The organism is Chitinophaga agri, assembly GCF_010093065.1.
Taxonomy (GTDB): Bacteria; Bacteroidota; Bacteroidia; order Chitinophagales; family Chitinophagaceae; genus Chitinophaga; species Chitinophaga agri.
In genome coordinates this window covers 507,541-525,699 of the sequence record NZ_CP048113.1, presented here as the reverse complement: position 1 = coordinate 525,699, position 18,159 = coordinate 507,541, and the positions used below count along the sequence as shown (strand labels likewise).

The following is an 18,159-nucleotide window of genomic DNA, read 5'->3' as shown; positions in this document are numbered from 1 at the left end:
CAAGTAAACCGATTCGGTCATGAGTGAGAAAATATTAGTGCCGGTAAAAATAGAAGCGCTGGTAGTTGATAAGGTCACGGCGAAAGACACTGCATTTAACTGGAAGAACTTTTACATAGATTATGAAGGACTATATGCCCGCCTGGGTACAGAACTGGAACCCGGCGACCTGAAATCGCTGAACCAGGGAGGTTTCTGTGAAAAAGGTATACACCTGCACTGGGCACTACCTGCCGTCCTGACCAACGGTATACAGAAAGAAGGTAGCGCGTTGTTCCCGGCAGTGCCTAACAGGTGGCTGGTGATCAGGACACATCTGGTCAATAACCAGCCTGTTATTAAAAAATGGCTGCTCGAAAGTGATCACATTACGCCACTGCGATCTGATAAAAGCACCTGGGCCATACAAAATGAAGATGGCAGCTACTCTCCTTCGCACAACATCGGCAAGGCAACTGTGCTTGAAAACTGGACGGTAGAGCAGCCACGCAGCACGACACCGCTGACAGCCATGGCGCCTGGCAACGCCAGCTTTGCAGGTATCTATCAGTATTGCCGGAATGTATTCGGCCTCTGGGACGACCTGACCGGAATGGATGCGACGGTCGCCTCCTTCTCCTACCTGGTGACGGGCTGGTATTCTGATCCGGCTATTGAGCCGCTGATGAACGGCGATGCGCTCATCATTGATAATATCAGGAACAGGTGGGAGTTATCAGGCGCTACCAATAATCCTTTCCCCGACAGCATCCTGTGTCATGGTTTTATACACAGCGTCAACTGGGACCCTGCGCGGCTATATACCCTGCCGGTAAGCGGCGCCGCAGTCAATACAGGGGTAGGTATGACAGCCATCGAAGCAAAGACAGCACAACTCTCAAGGCAAACAGGCGCTGCCGAAAAACTGCTCAGCGGCTACTTCTATGATATCCTGAAAGACACGGTAGATGCGACTGTGCTGGACACCCAGATAGACAGTCATGCCTATACGGCTTATGACGGCGGTACCCTATGGGAGATCAAACAGGTAGAAAAAGACGCCAGTACCAGAGAAGAGAAAGAAGCAATACCTGTTTTTCCTGATCCGGTAACGAACCCGGGACTATCAGCAGCTTTTAAAAAGATCAATACCGAACAGCAGGCGAAGGACAGACTAACAGAAATGAAAAAGTCATACATGCTTGAATTCAGGGCATTGAGTGATAAGATCATTATGGCAGAAAGGGACGAAGACACAGCATTAGCCGCCTCCCTGATGACCCGCCGCAACGCATTACAACAGGACATCGACGCTGCCACCACCGGTATAGCACAACACCATAATGCTGTCACTGTCCAACAGGATATTATCAGGCAACTGCCTGCTTTCCTGCCCGATGGCGACAAACCTGCATTATTTGAACTGTCAGAGAAAAAGATGGCGCGGTACTGGCAGCCGAACGAACCGACAATGCTATTTACAGGCCCGGGTGTGACAACATCTTCCAAATACAAAAATCCGGGTAAGACTGATAAGCTGCCCTGCCGCATCCCACCAGAGGTCATAGCCGGCATGGTATTGAATGATCTCAGCACGGGAGATGGCCGCACGATCACACCAGGCACTATTGCGCTTTCATTGAAGGAGTTAGGCTCGCTGAAAAACAATATTCCGCTTATCAGCCAGCTCTATCAGGAAGCGATCCTGTTTGACCCGGCGTGGACACTCGTATGGGCCCAGCAATATTATAAAGATAGTCCTGGTAATAACGTCAGTATACAGGCGCTGGCCACCTACCTTAGAAATATGCTGCAACTGTCAGCAGGTGTACCGGCGGATAAATTTAAAGCGGTGGTGTTACGGAATAATACGCAGATCAGGCCGGACAACTGGACGGCTGATACGCTTTCACAATTACTGGCAACAAGAGGTATCCAGCGTTGGCAACACCCCTGGACACCATTAAACCTGATATGGTATGCCAGATTCATCCCCACCTATAGTGTCAGCAACGGACAATGGCGATATAAACAGGAAGACTGGCAATGGGAGAATAAGCAATATCGTTATAAAGGCGCCGCTCCTGATATCACAAAATCGATTGAGTATGCCGGCAAGGTGCTGCTCACTGATATGGTGACCAGCCTGATACAGCAGCGGCTTCCCGGTCACGTAAATGCAGGCGCGCATTTATCACAGGCACTGGGGTCTTTTTCAGATGCATTACTGATGCGGGAACAACCGATCCATATACCGCTGCTGAGGAACCTCGCGGACACAGATGGGGTCTTGTTACCAGACAATAGCGTGGCTGATTATCTGTATAAAGAAGACTATTATTTCCCGGATGCAGACGCGGTATCAGGCGGGGCTGCGCGATTCTTTCCCCTCAGGGCAGGGCACCTTCGGCTGACGCGGTTATGGATCACAGATACTTTCGGCCAGGTACAGAAAATCATTGACACAGATACCAGCGGCAATGTCATTCAGAAAGGACAGCTGCATATCGCAGAGAACCTGAACAAACTGAATAGTAATTTCCAGATAACGCTCTCTCCTAAGATCATACAGCCGGCCAGGCTTTTATTCAGATGGTGTGCAGCCAAACCGGGGCCGATGGAAGAAAGTACCATTGACCCTGCGACTAATCCCGTTTGTGGCTGGATACTCCCCGATCACCTGGATCAGTCGCTGGATGTATACACTGCTGAAGGCGTAAAATGCGGTGCGCTGAAAATGGGAGTCATCAACGGTGTGATACAGTTACAATGGAGCAATCCACCGGGTATCGCCGCCGACCGGACACCGGATGCAGCGATCAGCAATACGTTCCTGCTGGACTTTGTGAAGGGCCTGCTTAACTTCCGGGATAACAATGGTCAGCTGGCAGGAGGCGCGGCACTACGCTCATTGTTTGCATTGTGTAACCGTACCGCCCTGTTCCTCTCCACCTCCGGAGCGGAACAGGCACCGGGTATTGCCGGGTTGATGGGACAACCCGTTGCAGTGGTCAGGGCCTCACTGAAACTTGAATTAAGGGGCTTACCGGCGCAACCGCAGCACTATGCACATACGATCACGGAAGAAACGAAAACACAACCACCGGGATTAGATAATATACAGTTCCCTGTTGCGCTGGGAGACAGCCGTAATAACAAAGATGGCCTGATCGGTTATTTCACTGACAAGGGAAAGGGCTTTAGCGAAATGCATATCCCGTTTGGTACACCAAAACCGGCAAGTGAGTATTTCACCAGCGGAGACATTACGCTGACGATCAATAGCCACGCAGCACCTGAGGGCATCACGATCCTGATGGATCCCAGAGGTGGTGTACAGGCAGATTCCGGGATATTACCCGCGAAGCTCATCGATCTGCCGGCTACCTATACCGAAGGACTCAAACATATGGAACTGGATATGCTCATCGCACCATTCCTGGGAGCACCGGCAACCCCCTTTGTACCACTGGGCGCGGAACCCGACCGGCAATGGATATTAAAACAACAAACAGCAGCAGGCTGGCAACAAACCAACGTCGACAATCAAATGCCATTACAAACCGGCTCGATCAACAGCCAACTCATACAGGAAGGCTTTTTATCGTTACTACCTGCTACACCCCATCAATAATACTTTACCGCAGCATTTAAAGATCATGGACAAATTTATTTTAAACACCGTCAATAACACAATATCTGACGACAATGCAGACGTGAGGTTTGCCATCACATGTGACAATCCGGACAATACGGCAAAGATAAAAGCAATTGAGATTGATGTACAAAGTCTGGCGGAGATCGTAGACTGGACGGGGGTCATTCCATCTATCACCAATATCCGGGAACCGCATGCGTCTGCAAAAGTAGAATCGTCGGGAACAAAAACCGGTACGATTACATTCACCTTCAGCTACGCGACTTCCTTCAGCGATTGTGGTAACCGGATCGAATTTACATTGGTCAATCTGAAAAAGAAGGAGGGACAGACTTTTCCCGCATCCGCTCCTATTAAATTCAAACTTAGAACGATTTCCGCAGTGATCGGCACTTATCCGGACGACTACGTTTTTAATAACATACTCGTCTCTGCGAAGAAACCTGAGATTATGACCTTCAGGATAAGTCCTTCTATCACCCGTAACAGCAATGAGGTGATCATTGCGTTTGAGACTATAAACGCTACTACCTGTGAAGTGAAGGATAAGCCAGGGAATGTGATATGTACCTATACCCATATCGACCAGACAAAGCCTTTTCGTGTTAATTACAAGGTACAGCTGGGAAGCGCCACTTCTTCTATCCGTCCCCCCTTCTATCTTAGTGCCAGGGATGGCGTAATGGAAGCGCAGGAGAATACCGTGGCAAATGTCATCAGGGTAGATAATGCAGACTGGAATGTGATGGATGATTTTAGTACGTGGGTGGAAACGGTGGAAGAGGACGGAACGATCATTTCGAGACTGGAGCAGTATAAGCCGGTCGATCTTGTATTAAACGAATACAAAGACATGATGTGGGCAGTGATGCAGAAAAGGAGCACTACTGCTTTAGCGGATCCGCTGGCATACATCTGGAAGTCACGCGATGGCGCCAGTTGGGAACCACATCTCATCAATATCCTGGGAGATGATGAACAGTACCGGTTAGTACATCTGTCTATTCCTGCTGAACTGGCACATTGCCCCTGTGTACATTTTGGTAATGATTCTCTCTATTTTGTCGGGGGTAGCAAGACCGATATCAGTGTATATAGTAACAGGATCACGGTAGTCAGTCTCACCAACGGCGGCAGAAGCTACATTGATGCACCTGCCGACATGAAGCCACGTGCCATGCATGCGGTGGTCGTCTATCCGGATACAACCGGGAATGACAACATCTGGGTGATCGGCGGAGCCGACAAGAATGGTAATGGTTTGAACGATGTTTGGCGGTATAATGGCGACACCTGGGCAGCAGTACCTACTACCGGAGTAATATTTCCAAAACGTTGTCAGTTTGCCGCTACGGTACAAACAGATGTCAACGGCGAAAAAAGCATCTGGATCGGCGGGGGCGCTGTCAGGTACAATGGCAGTACCCTGAACGATTTGTGGGTATATAAAAGAGCTGGCTGGCAGAAGGTACGGAACAGCGATGGCAGTGCAGACCTGCAGTATAGTGATGAGTGGCTCACCGCAGCATCACTGTGCTACGTACGGACGAATAATAACAGCGTACCGGATCCTGCCACCGGCTCTTACCGTTACATATTATCAAGTAACATTAATGACATTACAGGCGTAGGAAAAAAATTATCCTGTAACTGGATATCAGCTGTGGATACCGCACGTAACTATTGTAAGTGGAGCAATGTGGCTGTCACTACACCAGAGCTGACGGCAGCCTTTGATACGGCACGAAGCTTCGCTGCGGCCACGATAGGATTCAATGGCTGTGCGTGGACAATTGTAATGGCTTATGTGTCGAAGGGGAATATTGAAGTATCCCGTTTATACTATGCCTGTCCGATGCCATAGCGTACACACAAGGCTTACCTGATCACCCCAAAAACAACGATAATGAAAATACATCTGATAAAATATACACGATCTCTATCTATACAGCTGATAGCGACACTGCTGTTGCTGGTATTTGCTACAAACGGTACCGCACAACAATACAATGATACCAGGGTAGCAGTGATCCTGCCTAATGTTACACAGACCCAGCGCCCCGGGGAAGCTACTGTCAGTGAAGATACCAGGACATTCTGCCGTGCGGATACATTCTTCTTCATCTCCTCTTCTACTACCGGCCGTAAGGTGAATCATGATTATTCCGCCTACCTGCAGTTTAGTCTGGCGTCTATACCCGAAGGCGCGATCATCGATACTGTAGATCTGCTCATCTATCTGAAGAAAGTTAAAAATACTTCCGCTGTATTTGAACAGGGAGTGAACCTTTACGAGCTCAATCGTCCGAGAGACAATCAAACGATAAATATTGCCGACTCCTCCAGCAGTGCCATGAGCCTCGTATCAAAAAATGACATCTCACAGGCAATACATCTGCGGCCGGATATCACCAATGGTAATACCTGGGTAACAGAGCGGAAAGGTAACTTCTATTGCATCCTGGCAGCAGAAGAAGCGCAAACGTATGGGTATTATACAGAGCGGTCAGATGATATGTCGCGACAGCCGAAGCTGGTCATTTACTACCACATGCCTGCTGACCAGATCAGGAAAAAAAGCTGGCCGCAATACAAATACGATGCTCAGCATACAGCCATGCAGGGATGGCAAAGTAATACGAACCCTACCGGTTTCCGGGTAGAAATGCCATTCTTTGCCGGCCCCAATTATATTAAGTCGGACCCCATACTAAATGATGATAAGCTCATGATGTATTATGTGACATCTACATCACCGGCACACTGGTTACTGACATTATCGCAGCGGGGCAAACAGTTAGGCGCATCTTCTATAGACGGCGCGGGAGTGGTGAAGTACGGACCTGTCGCTGACAGGAAAGGCTATACCTATTGTCTCACCGGCAATACAGGTAACCTCCTGAACGTTTTTGATCCGAACAGCAATATGGCCTTTTCCAGAGAACTTGCCAATAATGCACAGGCAACCGCCACACCGGTGATCGGGTTTGATGGCAGCATCTATATTTCTACCGATAAAGGTGTATATGCGTATACCGCTCAGCCGGAATTTAAGCTGAAATGGGTATATACATCGGGGACAAATAAATTCGGCACACCAGCACTGCATGAATCAGAACAACTCGTTTATGTGTATGATGGTGCTGCCGGAAAGCTGATCGCACTGAACAATGCTGATGGTGTGATGAAGTGGGATGTAAATGTGATGACTACGTTTGCCACTGACATTCCTGTACCTTCTGTAAAGCATAACAAAGTTTGTATAACCAATGGTCTGAGAAGAGGTAGTAGTTTTCATATTGTCAATGCCTTCGATGGCAGCAGTTACGCGAAGGTAGTGGGAGAGCCCAACAAGGTCTCTCAACCAGTCATAGGAACGAATAATATCTACATCATCAACAACGGACGGCTGGAAGCGTATTCTCTGGCTGACGGCGGAACAGTTCCCACAGCCAACATCACAGGACTCAACCCAGCCAGTACGTTAGCTATAGATGGCAATGACAATATTTTCATATTAAACACGGAGCAGGGACAACAATCGCTCACGGTGGTGTCTCCCGGAGCGAGCATTTTTCCTTCGGTAGCATTTCCCGACAGCGACGGCTATTTAACCGGGAACCGGCTGATGATAGCACCAGATGGAAGTCTGATCGCCGGAAATGACAACCACGTGTACACGATCGTGCCCACCGGTTTTGCACTCAAAGGGGACATTACTATTCCCGACGGGTCATTTAAAAGTGAATACCTGTACCGTGCAGACGGGATTGTGAAAGTAAGCGCCAGTACGATCGCCAACAGGCAGAACGTGGTGATACACGGAGGAAAAGGTATCAGTTTCAGACCCGGCTTCAGTATACAGCGGGGTGCCACCCTTGTTTGCAAGACAGGGTTGTAACAGATCATGGTCTGTTATTCCCGCCAAAGGCAGTTCTCCGGAACTGCCTTTGGGTATTTCAATACTTTCTAAACTGGATAAATTTACCTATATTGAACTAAATACCTCCCAAATGAGTTAATAACGTTATGTGATAAAAGTCGAGACACTATGCAACCGGCTTACCTATGAGGTTTAATGACCAAAATCAGCTGAACAATGAAAAAGTTTACTCCCTTGAAGGCAGTAGCGATGATGCTATTGTGTACTATGACACTTCCCCGTTCATTATTCGCGCAAACAGATATTGATGCACTGATGATGGCGAAGAATGAATACTGTATCGGACCCATGTACAGCTATAGTAGCTGGAAAAACTATTGGGAAGGAACATTCAAAAGAGACAATGAAAATCTGGGTACCGTCTCCACAAAGACAATTTCCGTGATGGGCAACTACGGCATATCGAAAAAGCTGGGCGTTCTTTTCAATGTTCCATACGTAAAGACAAAAGCCTCCGCCGGAACATTACGGGGTATGGATGGATTACAGGATATGAGTCTCTTCCTGAAATGGCGGCCTTTCCAGCAGACACTGGGTAATGGCAGACTGTCATTACTGGGCATTGCCGGTGTATCGTTCCCACTGAGCGATTACACCCCTGACTATCTGCCCCTGGCTATCGGGTTACATAGCAAAACTGCTTTAGCAAGATTCATGGCAGATTATAAGTGGAAAGGCTTTTTTGCCACTGCTTCGGCGACCTACCTGCTGCGGGACAATATTGACATTGACCGGGAATCCTATTATACCACGGAAATGCACAACACCCATGAAGTGAAAATGCCGGATGTGATGAGTTATAATTTCCGGGCCGGCTTCAGAAATCGGCGGTTTATAGCAGAAGCGGTGCTCAATATCTGGAATACGCTGGGTGGATTCGATATTACCCGCAATAATATGCCTTTCCCCAGCAACGATATGGAAGCTACCATGGTAGGCGGTAATTTCAAGTATGTCCTCCCTCCCCTCCCACAGCTTTCTATAGTAGCTGGTGGCAATACTACAGTGGCCGGCAGGAACATGGGGCAGTCCACAACCGTCTACGGCTCCCTCTTTTACATCCTGAACTTCTCGAAAAAAGTCAAGCTGACTGATCCATCCTCAAATGCTAAGTGACATGAATAAAATCATTCTATACGGGATTACCCTTATCTCGATAATAACTTTCGCCCTCATCGCCTGTAACAAAGATATTGAAGGCAGAACGGAGAATATTCCGGCACTGACACCTGTTAATCCGGACCTGAATGCAGGAACATGGAAACCGGTATTACTGACATCCCCAGCGGAGTTTCATGTAGACTCACCGGGAGGTACCAAAACACCGGATTACATTGCACAGATCAATGAAATTAAAGCCTGGCAGGCAGACCTCAGCGCAGAAGAAAAACGCATTGTAAAATACTGGAGTGCGGGCGGCATCTTACGGTGGAACGAGATCATGCGGGAGCTGGTCGCAAAGCATAATCTGCCGCCCTACCAGAACGAGGACGGCACCTATCCCGTACCTAACGCCAGCAATCCGCTGGCCTATCCACTCTTCCCGTTCGCGAATCCGCCTTATGCTGCAAGAGCCTATGCCTATGTGGCTGCGGCACAATACGACGCACTGGTAGCCGCCTGGTATTATAAGGCACGGTACAAACGCCCGGCGCCTTATCAGGTAGATAGTTCACTGAATGTACTGATACCCCGGTCCGGGCTGCCGTCCTATCCTTCTGAGGATGCAGTGATGGCGGGTGCAGCTGCGGAGATGATGAAGCTGCTCTTCCCGGGAGATCAGGACTTCATTCAGCAGAAAGCGGAAGAGCAGAAGCTGGCACGTATGATTGCCGGCGCCAATGTCCGTAGTGATATCGAAGCCGGGGAAGCATTAGGCAAGGCAGTGGCCCAGAAATTTGTTGCCAGAGCAAGAGGCGACCGGGCTGGTGCAGCGGGTGGTACGCCTGCCTTATGGAAGCAACTGGAAGATGATTGTATGGCGAAGGGAGAAACACCGTGGCAAAGCCTGGAAACACCTAAACGTCCGCCGATGCTGCCTTTATATGGCAAGGTAAAGCCCTTCCTCTTCGACTCACTGACGGTCATCGCCTTACGCCCCGGTCCACCACCTTCTACGTCCGGTGATGAGATGAAACGAGAAGTGGAGGAAGTATATACACAGACCTCACGCCCGACACGGGAGAACATACGGATCATACATTTCTGGTCGGATGGTGTGGGCACCTACACGCCGACCGGACACTGGATGTCCATTGCTGCGGAAGACTTCCTTACCAAAAACTATAGCGAGGTCCGCTGGGCACGTAATATTGCCTTACTGGCGATGGCAGAAATGGACGCGGCGATCGTTTGCTGGGATACCAAGTATTTCTATTTTAATCCGCGACCCAGTCAGATGAACCCCAATATTAAGTCCCTGACGGGTGTACCGAATTTCCCTTCCTATATATCAGGGCATTCCACATTCAGCGGGGCGGCGTCCAGGCTACTGGGGCACCTTATTCCCGAGAGAGCGGCAGCCTATGATGCAATGGCGGAAGAAGCGGCCAGGTCGAGGTTTCTCGGCGGACTGCATTATGATAAAAGCGATTGCCAGGTGGGATTGGTTGTAGGGAGGAATGTGGGAAATTACGCGATCAAGCGGGCACAGATGGATGGCGCAGAATGATGTTAGTCGCCGCTACTTCTTTATGCTGCCGGTAAATATGGTAAACACATATTTACCGGCAGCTATATGATCACATCGCTTCCTTATAATGCTATTTCAATGTCGGAAGTGGGTATTGAGCAGCAGATGAGGATGTTTCCGTTCGTCGGTTCCATATAAGGCTCTGTCTCATATTCGGTGGTTCCTTTAAGAAGCTTTGCCTCACAGGTGGTACAGGTACCCGTTCTGCAACTGAAATCCGGATCTACGCCCACTGATTCGCAGAGCTCCAGTATGGTACCCTTTTTTGGTGTCCAGATAACTTCTTTTTCAGATTGCGTTAGCGTCACTTTGTAGCTGATATCACTGCCTTTCATTTCTAGTAAATTTTGGCGGCTAAGATAACTTTTCCGGAGGATTTGCTCAACGGAAATCTGCGAAGGCCAATTTACCCCCTTTATGGTCGCCTTATAGTCCGGAGCTACAAGCGACGAACAAGCGACGAACTAGCGACGGCCAAGCGGTATATAAATTCAGGCGCCAGATCAGGACGAAAAAGATATCCCTGGACCACCGGCAACCGACTCAAAAAAACACTAAAAAAATAAAAGGATTAATAATCAGCAGATTACGTTATATTATTTTAATTATAGATACCGGGTTGGTAATGGTGCTAACTGCACTTACCTACAGGGGATTTCTGCCTGTAAATCAATGCAAATTGACAAGATAGCAGTGGAAACTTCTGTCGTCAACAGAAGTTTCCACTGCTATTTAGAACAGGTACTATCCGCGTATTAAGTAGCTACTCAGCAGTTTGTTTTCTACCTTTTACGCTTGTAATGCAGTTGCGTCAGTCCGGTATCAAATGCTTTTGCCGTAATAAATTCCAGGGGCTGCTCAGGTATTCCGTCTTTGAAAAGTCTTGTCCCGCTACCTACCAGAACCGGAATAACCGAGATAACAAAATCGTCTATTAAGTCGTGCTTTAATAGCTCATTGATTACTTCTGCTCCCCCATCGCAATAGATATTTTTACCATTTTCTGATTTTAAACGGTCAACAAGTTCGGTTAAGTCACCTGTATAAAAAATCGTTCTGCCTATTGGCGGTCTCTCCGTTCTTGTAATGACATAAACATCTCGCTGTCCGTTATCATAATGAGATGGCCCGATTTCGTTAACTACATAGTCATAGGTCCTTCTGCCAATAATTACGGTATCAATTTGGGATGTAAATTCCGCATAGCCATAATCCTCTCCTTCTTTTTCTACTAATTTCAAAAAGCTTAGATCGTCATTGGGTTTGGCAATATAACCGTCTAAGCTCATAGCAATGAAAAGTGAAATTTTTCGCATTTGTTTTGAAGTTCAATGTTTACGCAAATTTACATTTACGCTTCCACTGGTACTTTGTAAAAATGCGACAAATTAAAGTAACGATGGTGAAAGCCCTGTATTTCGTTTGATTTCAAGACTAAGATGTGAATGATCATAATAGCCACATTCAAGAGCTATATCGAACAAACTGCGGGTTTGCTTCGAATCTTTGATCAGAGACAAAGCATGCTGAAAACGGATAATACCCGCATATTCTTTTGGAGACAGTCCGATGAACTTTTTAAAATTCCGCTCCAGCTGTCTTACGGTTATAAAATTTTTTTTCGCCAGGTCGTAAACGCTGATTGTTCCTTTCGAGCAATGTATATCGTTAATGACAGCATGCAATTGATTGGTTTTTGTTTTTATTCTTTCAGAATAAAAACCATCAAAATAATGGAATAGATTTTCACATGCCTTATCAATATTAAACGAGTTGGATCTTTCTAATTCGACAGTGTTATTTGTCAACTCATTCTGCGAAGCATAACTATAGAAATTAGCAAAAGTTGCCGGTTTCAGACATACCCCAACTAAATGTGTATCGTTATCAATGAAGCTGTCCTTGAAAACATTCATTGCACCCACCACGTAAGTTTTCCCGGATTCCATTGAAAGTCCCCCATTATCTGTCAGACATTTATTCCCTAAGTTCAATATAATGCCTGCACAGCCGTCCGGAAAAACCCGCTCCCATTGTTTCTCAGATTCGTTTCCGTTCAGTTCCCAATAAAAATGAATAAAGGGCGCTAATTCTTTGTGAGGTTTTACTTTTTTATATACCATTAGTTGCTTCAGGCTTATTCAGTAAAATGCTTCTCAAGTGCTGATATGGCAATTCGCATGCTTATGTTCTTCAACATTCATCAAATTTAAAAAATATTCCATCAGAAATATGGTTCAAAATTCACTAACCATTTGTACACTTTGCTTTCTAAGAATATCTGTTAATACAAACGAAGGGATGCTCCCTTCCGGTAGCATCCCTTGTTACTTTTATGGGGAGAGCTCGAATGTTAGCAGGCAGTTCCGGCTGTTGCTGTTTCCTTTACCATTGGTTTTAAGCCCAGGTTTTGCAGCATCTGTAAATCGTCAGATACGCCAGGGTTAGGGGTCACCAACAGTGTTTCCCTTTCACCGGTGAAGATGGAGTTGGCCCCCGCCATGAAGCACCAGCCCTGTTCCACCTCTGTCATTTCGATACGGCCGGCACTAAGGCGCACCATAGACGCAGGCATAGCGATACGTGCAGTAGCGATCATACGTACCATATCCCAGATGTCTACTTTAGGGTTGTTCTCCAGCGGAGTACCTTTTACCCTGGCCAGTGCATTAATAGGCACGGATTCAGGGTGTTTTTCCATGTTGGCCAGTGTGAGCAGCATGGATATACGGTCCATATGAGATTCGCCCAAACCGATAATACCGCCCGAGCAGACGGTTAGTCCGGCTTTACGAACATTATCGATGGTTTTAATACGGTTATCGAACTTTCTGGTAGATATGATCTCGTTATAATAGTCCTCGGAAGTATCCAGGTTATGGTTATAGGCGTACAGACCGGCCTCTTTCAGGCGATTTGCCTGGTGCTCCGTCAGCATGCCGAGGGTACAGCACACTTCCAGGTCCATGTCATTGACGCCCTTTACCATGTCAATAATACGGTCAAAATCACTGTTATCCCTTACCTCCCGCCAGGCAGCAGCCATACAAAAACGGGAGGCGCCATTCTCTTTTGCCTTACGGGCATGAGCGAGCACGGTTTCGGTGGGTAGCAGGGCCTGTACCTTGATGCCGGTCTGATAGCGGGCAGCCTGACCACAATAGGAACAATCTTCAGGACAACCACCGGTTTTCACCGATAATAACGTCGATATCTGCACTTCGTCAGCCTTGTGCCATTCCCGGTGTACGGATGCGGCATCGTATATCAGCGTTAACAATGGCCTGTTGTAAATGGCCATTAGTTCTTCCTTGGTCCAGTCATGACGTAGTGCTGTTGCTTCCTTCATTTTCCTCATTTTATATTTTATTCTGATTGACAGGGAGCGGAATACCTGTTTTCGGCCAAATTTAATACCTTGCCGGTAGGTTTACAGGTGCCAGTTTTAATATTATGAATAGTCCGGTTGAGGTTCCATATAAGAGTTTTATCCAGATAGAGCGGTCTTCCCACATTGCTATTTATATCCAAATAGCCAATCAGTTGATGCAGGCGATCCAATCCGGCATATTATTGCCAGGGACAAAATTGCCTGGCAGCAGAAGTCTGAGCGAATTGTTAAAGGTACATCGTAATACCATCACTGCCGTGTATGAAGAGCTGTATGCGCAGGGCTGGATAGAGATCAAACCCAACAAGGGCGCCGTTGTCATGCCCCGGTTACCTAAAGTGAAAGGCCGGCCGGCAGAAAGCGGTGGATACCCGGCTACAACCGGTTTCACCTTTGCCACTACCGCTCTTTTGGACAACCCGTTTGACTATGCACCCTGTGACTATGTGTTCAATGACGGCGTTCCTGACATCCGGCTCACACAGATAGATGACCTTTCCCGTTCATATAGCGCCAATATGAAGCGTAAAAGCAACTGGAAGAAAATGAGTTATTACAACCAGGAAGGGAGCCGGTATTTTAAGGAGCAGCTGTCACGGTACCTCCGGCTGTCACGTGGATTCAAGATATCTATCAACAATCTGCTGATCACCCGTAGTATTGAAATGAGCCTGTTTATCATTTCCGAGATCATTCTTCGTCAGGGCGATTACGTAGTGGTCGGCTCTCCCAGTTATTTTGCTGCCAATATGATCTTTCAGAAATCCAGTAACCAGGTACTGACCATCCCCACCGATGATGAAGGGCTGAATACAGAAGCCCTGAACGAGCTATGTAAGTCCCATCCCATCCGGTTGGTGTATGTCACGCCCCAGCATCATTATCCGACAACGGTCAGTTTAAGTGCCCGGAGACGTATGGCGCTACTGGAACTATCAAAAAAATACGGCTTCGTGATCGTAGAGGATGATCATGACTATGACTTTCACTATGACAAACAGCCCCTGTTACCCCTGGCCACTGTAGACACAGCAGGGATGGTCATTTATGTAAGCTCATTTGGTAAGTCGCTCGCACCGGGGTTCCGGACGGGATTCGTCGTTGCTCCGGAGAACCTGATGGTGGAAATGCGCAAATACCTGGGCATTATAGACCGCCAGGGAGACGTGATGATTGAGCAGGCGTTGGGAGAAATGATAGAGGAAGGTGCTATCCAGCGGCATATGAAACGCTCACTGAAAATATATAAAGAACGGCGGGACCTCATGTCGGCACTACTGGAGAAACAACTGGGAGACTGGATCGAGTTCCGCCAACCAACAGGAGGACTTGCATTCTGGCTATCTTTCAAAAAGCCGGTAAACCTGATGCGGTTAAAGAAACAATGTGAGAAAAACAACCTGTTCATTCCAAGAACGCTGCTGTATCAGAATAAAGAAGTGACCGCACTGCGAATCGGATTTGGACACCTGGATAACGATGAAATGGAGAAGACCATTCTTATTCTGAAGGCATCACTCATACAACTGCAACAGTAGCCAGTGATCAGCACACGACTGCACCGGCGGGACAAACTATAAAAAAGCCCGGCTCCATGACGAAGCCGGACTTAGGTGATCATAGGGATAGATAACGTGAACCAGGTACTGGTTATTATTGATTATTTTTTTCAGGCAGTGATACAAAACGGATCACATTCTCTCCGCTCAGATACCTTCCGGCAGCTGACCTCAGCGACTTACTGGTAACCTGTTTCAATCGCTTTTCCACATCAGGCACAGGTTGCAGTTCTTCGTTTCTCTCGAGCTTACCCGCTATATATTGCAACCAGAATTCATTGCTCTTTACCTGCAACTCTACCTGCTTTCTATAGCCGGCCTTAAATTTCACCAGTTCATCACTGGTAGCGCCGTGTTTTTGCAGATTGGCAATGTCCTCTCCTACCAGTCCCACCAGGTGCTCCACGTGTTCCGGCGCACAACCGAAAGACACGTTGATGGCAAAACGCGGATCTGGCTCTTTCACCATGCTGCCCTGAGCAGAAGGTGTATACACCTCTCCTGCTTTCTCTCTCAGGCTCTCCAGCAGTCTGTATTGCAGTACTTCTGTCAATGCCTGTAATTGCAGACTTTCTTCAGCACTATAGGCGCAATCGCCATTATAGACCAGCAGTACAGTCGCCTTATTACCTTTACCCTTTTCCACAACCTTCACCAGTTTACCTTTAGGTACCTCCGAATGAAGGGTAACAGCTTTTTCGTTCAGGTTTAAAGCAGGTAACGCTCCCAGGTAACGCTCCAGCAGTGGCTGAATGCTATCTGTGTTAAAATTGCCCACAAAGACAAAATTCGCCTGTGAAGCATCCGCGAAGCGGTCTTTATAGATAGCCAATGCTTTATCAAGACTGATACTATCAAGTCTTTCCAGTGTAACCGGACTTGTACGATAGTTATATCCGCCCAATACGGTGGTGACAGTATCCCTGAACACGTTATCCGGATCATCGTACTTGTTCCTGACTGCTTCTCTGGATCTGGCAATAGCGTTTTCAAATAACACGGTGTCTTTACGGGGAGCAGTATAGCGCATGTAAATGAGCTGTAATGCAGTCTCCAGGTCTTCAGACCTGCAACCGCCTGTTACACCCTGGCTACGGCCACCGATATAGGCACCTACAGAAACTGCCTTACCATTCAGCATCCTGGATAACTGAACAGGGGAATAGTCACCCAGTCCGCTACCACCGATGATACCGACCGTATTGGCAGCTGTAGGGAATTCTTCGTTCGGATATTTGTTGATACCACCCGGTGCAAATGACATGAACTGGATCTGGTCATTCGTATAGCTGGTGGGTTTCAGCCACACCTTCACTCCGTTACTTAAAGTCAGCTGTTGCATATCAAGTGCCGCCACAGTAGAACGGGAAACGACCTTTCCACCAGCTGGGATATTTTTCAGCAACACGTTGCCGGTTGCTACATCGCTGTATGGCTGAATAGCCATAGTCGCCATCTTGCTGAACCATGCGTCTACAGCAGCAGAATCAGGAAGATTCGCTTTTTCCTTTTCAGGAGCGGACAGGAAGATGTCTCTGTTTGTGGCGGTGATGTAATGAGTAGCCACTTCTTTGATATCGTTCAGTGTGATACCAGGTAGTGTCGCTTTCACAAAATCATATTCCCAGTCAAAGCCGGGAGTGGCAGCGCCCTGGAGGAACAGTTGCTGGTATTCGGAAACGTAGCTGCTGGAAGGTGTTTTACTCTTTTCCTTCTTAGCCGATTCCATAGCAGTTGCATAACTGAGTTTCGCTCTGTCGAGTTCCGCCTGGGTAAAGCCATCGCGTTTTACCTGCTCGATCAGTTGCCAGGTAGTGGCAAAAGCTTCCGGTAATTTACCTGGCTTCGCAGTAACCGAGTAGGAGAACTGATCCAGACCACCAAACAGATCGCCAACACCTGCTTTCACTCCGAGGAAGGGCAGATTAGGCTGCTGACTCAACTCGCCCAGTCTGCGACTCAGCATCTGATTGAACAAGGCTTTCTGAATAGCATTCTTATAGTCAGTAGTCGTTTTGATCGTGCTGCCTTCATGCTTGATCAGCATCTCCAGTTCAGTTGCCGTGATCTCCGGATCGGTGATCGACCTGAATTGGTTTTGCCCGGTCAGCTCAATTTTGTATTCCGGACGGGGACGTTCACTGGCAGGATTTTTCAGATCGGCAAACTGCTTCCTGATCTGCTTTTCGACAGCGTCTACATTGACGTCGCCTACCACGATCAGCGCCTGCAGATTAGGCCTGTACCAGTCTTTATAAAACCTGTGGATGGCGGCTACCGGGAAGTTCTTTAGAATACTGTCCGTGCCGATAGGTTCCCTGAAAGCATATCGTGAATGATTTAACATCACGGGCAGGGTTTGTTGCTGCATCCTGGCGCCAACCCCCTCCTTTAAACGTTTTTCTTCGAGGATAACACCGCGTTCCTTGTCCACGTCTCCAGGATCGAGGATCGCTTCCTGTGCCCAGTCACGCATGATATTGAGTCCCTTGCCTACCATCGCAGGGTTATCTGTCGGGATAGGCAGCTGGTATACAGTTTCATCAAAAGAGGTATAGGCATTCAGATCAGCACCAAATCTTACACCGGCCTTCTGCAGGTAGTCGATCAGGTCGTTCTTTTTAAAATGGGTAGTACCGTTGAAGTTCATGTGTTCCATGAAATGCGCCAGTCCTAACTGATCTTCATCCTCCAGGATAGAACCCACTTTATTGACCAGGTAGAACAGTGCCCTTTTCTGTGGCTCTTCATTCCTCCGGATGTAATAGGTGAATCCGTTTGGTAACTTTCCTGTGCGTACAGCAGTATCCGGCGGTATAGATTGATTTTGGTGTTGGGCAAATGCTGATTTCCCATTTGCCAATAGGAGCATTAGTCCCATGGTAGCCCAATGGCGATAGTGCATAATGTTTGGTTTTTGATGTAACATCTCCCCTC

At 47.6% G+C, this 18,159-nt stretch carries 11 protein-coding genes; 6 read left to right on the top strand and 5 right to left on the bottom strand.

Going from position 1 to position 18,159, the window contains the following annotated elements; genetic code table 11:
- Positions 1-19 precede the first annotated feature (19 nt).
- The 5 genes from GWR21_RS02030 to GWR21_RS02010 all read left to right on the top strand — a co-directional run bounded on the left by GWR21_RS02030 (position 20) and on the right by GWR21_RS02010 (position 10,251).
- Positions 20-3,613, top strand: a complete 3,594-nt coding sequence (locus GWR21_RS02030; protein WP_162330115.1) for a DUF3450 domain-containing protein — start codon at positions 20-22, stop codon at positions 3,611-3,613.
- Between the two features lie 25 nt (positions 3,614-3,638).
- On the top strand, positions 3,639-5,501 hold the full coding sequence (locus GWR21_RS02025) for a Kelch repeat-containing protein (RefSeq protein WP_162330114.1): 1,863 nt from the start codon (positions 3,639-3,641) through the stop codon (positions 5,499-5,501).
- A gap of 42 nt (positions 5,502-5,543) precedes the next feature.
- On the top strand, positions 5,544-7,538 hold the full coding sequence (locus GWR21_RS02020) for a PQQ-like beta-propeller repeat protein (RefSeq protein ID WP_162330113.1): 1,995 nt from the start codon (positions 5,544-5,546) through the stop codon (positions 7,536-7,538).
- Positions 7,539-7,736: 198 nt separating this feature from the next.
- A complete protein-coding gene (locus GWR21_RS02015) occupies positions 7,737-8,696 on the top strand; it encodes a transporter (RefSeq protein ID WP_162330112.1) in 960 nt (319 codons plus the stop codon).
- Between the two features lies 1 nt (position 8,697).
- Positions 8,698-10,251 carry a phosphatase PAP2 family protein gene (locus GWR21_RS02010; RefSeq protein ID WP_162330111.1) on the top strand — a complete coding sequence of 518 codons (1,554 nt, stop codon included), beginning with the start codon at positions 8,698-8,700 and terminating at the stop codon, positions 10,249-10,251.
- Between the two features lie 83 nt (positions 10,252-10,334).
- Here GWR21_RS02010 and GWR21_RS02005 read toward each other — a convergent pair whose 3' ends face one another.
- From GWR21_RS02005 to bioB, 4 genes are all read right to left on the bottom strand, one after another.
- Entirely contained in the window at positions 10,335-10,607 is a 273-nt protein-coding gene (locus GWR21_RS02005) for a 2Fe-2S iron-sulfur cluster-binding protein (protein ID WP_162330110.1), read from the bottom strand.
- Between the two features lie 447 nt (positions 10,608-11,054).
- The gene (locus GWR21_RS02000) at positions 11,055-11,588 is read right to left on the bottom strand and encodes a dihydrofolate reductase family protein (RefSeq protein ID WP_162330109.1); all 534 of its coding nucleotides are present in this window, start codon (positions 11,586-11,588) and stop codon (positions 11,055-11,057) included.
- 72 nt (positions 11,589-11,660) lie between these two features.
- On the bottom strand, positions 11,661-12,395 hold the full coding sequence (locus GWR21_RS01995; protein WP_162330108.1) for a helix-turn-helix transcriptional regulator: 735 nt from the start codon (positions 12,393-12,395) through the stop codon (positions 11,661-11,663).
- A 230-nt stretch (positions 12,396-12,625) separates the two neighbouring features.
- Positions 12,626-13,621, bottom strand: a complete 996-nt coding sequence (gene bioB / locus GWR21_RS01990; RefSeq protein ID WP_162330107.1) for a biotin synthase BioB — start codon at positions 13,619-13,621, stop codon at positions 12,626-12,628.
- A gap of 104 nt (positions 13,622-13,725) precedes the next feature.
- Here bioB and pdxR point away from each other — a divergent pair, with 104 nt between their 5' ends.
- Positions 13,726-15,201, top strand: a complete 1,476-nt coding sequence (gene pdxR, locus GWR21_RS01985; protein ID WP_162330106.1) for a MocR-like pyridoxine biosynthesis transcription factor PdxR — start codon at positions 13,726-13,728, stop codon at positions 15,199-15,201.
- 115 nt (positions 15,202-15,316) lie between these two features.
- On the opposite strand, the gene GWR21_RS01980 is transcribed toward pdxR, so the two are convergent.
- Complete coding sequence (locus GWR21_RS01980) at positions 15,317-18,127, bottom strand: M16 family metallopeptidase (RefSeq protein ID WP_162330105.1); 2,811 nt, start codon at positions 18,125-18,127, stop codon at positions 15,317-15,319.
- Positions 18,128-18,159 lie beyond the last annotated feature (32 nt).

Excerpts from the sequence above, each read along its gene's own strand:
- GWR21_RS02030 (WP_162330115.1), top strand. The coding sequence starts at position 20 with ATGAGTGAGAAAATATTAGTGCCGGTAAAAATAGAAGCGCTGGTAGTT.
- GWR21_RS02025 (WP_162330114.1), top strand. The coding sequence starts at position 3,639 with ATGGACAAATTTATTTTAAACACCGTCAATAACACAATATCTGACGAC.
- GWR21_RS02020 (WP_162330113.1), top strand. The coding sequence starts at position 5,544 with ATGAAAATACATCTGATAAAATATACACGATCTCTATCTATACAGCTG.
- GWR21_RS02015 (WP_162330112.1), top strand. The coding sequence starts at position 7,737 with ATGAAAAAGTTTACTCCCTTGAAGGCAGTAGCGATGATGCTATTGTGT.
- GWR21_RS02010 (WP_162330111.1), top strand. The coding sequence starts at position 8,698 with ATGAATAAAATCATTCTATACGGGATTACCCTTATCTCGATAATAACT.
- GWR21_RS02005 (WP_162330110.1), bottom strand. The coding sequence starts at position 10,607 with ATGAAAGGCAGTGATATCAGCTACAAAGTGACGCTAACGCAATCTGAA.
- GWR21_RS02000 (WP_162330109.1), bottom strand. The coding sequence starts at position 11,588 with ATGCGAAAAATTTCACTTTTCATTGCTATGAGCTTAGACGGTTATATT.
- GWR21_RS01995 (WP_162330108.1), bottom strand. The coding sequence starts at position 12,395 with ATGGTATATAAAAAAGTAAAACCTCACAAAGAATTAGCGCCCTTTATT.
- bioB (WP_162330107.1), bottom strand. The coding sequence starts at position 13,621 with ATGAAGGAAGCAACAGCACTACGTCATGACTGGACCAAGGAAGAACTA.
- pdxR (WP_162330106.1), top strand. The coding sequence starts at position 13,726 with ATGAATAGTCCGGTTGAGGTTCCATATAAGAGTTTTATCCAGATAGAG.
- GWR21_RS01980 (WP_162330105.1), bottom strand. The coding sequence starts at position 18,127 with ATGCACTATCGCCATTGGGCTACCATGGGACTAATGCTCCTATTGGCA.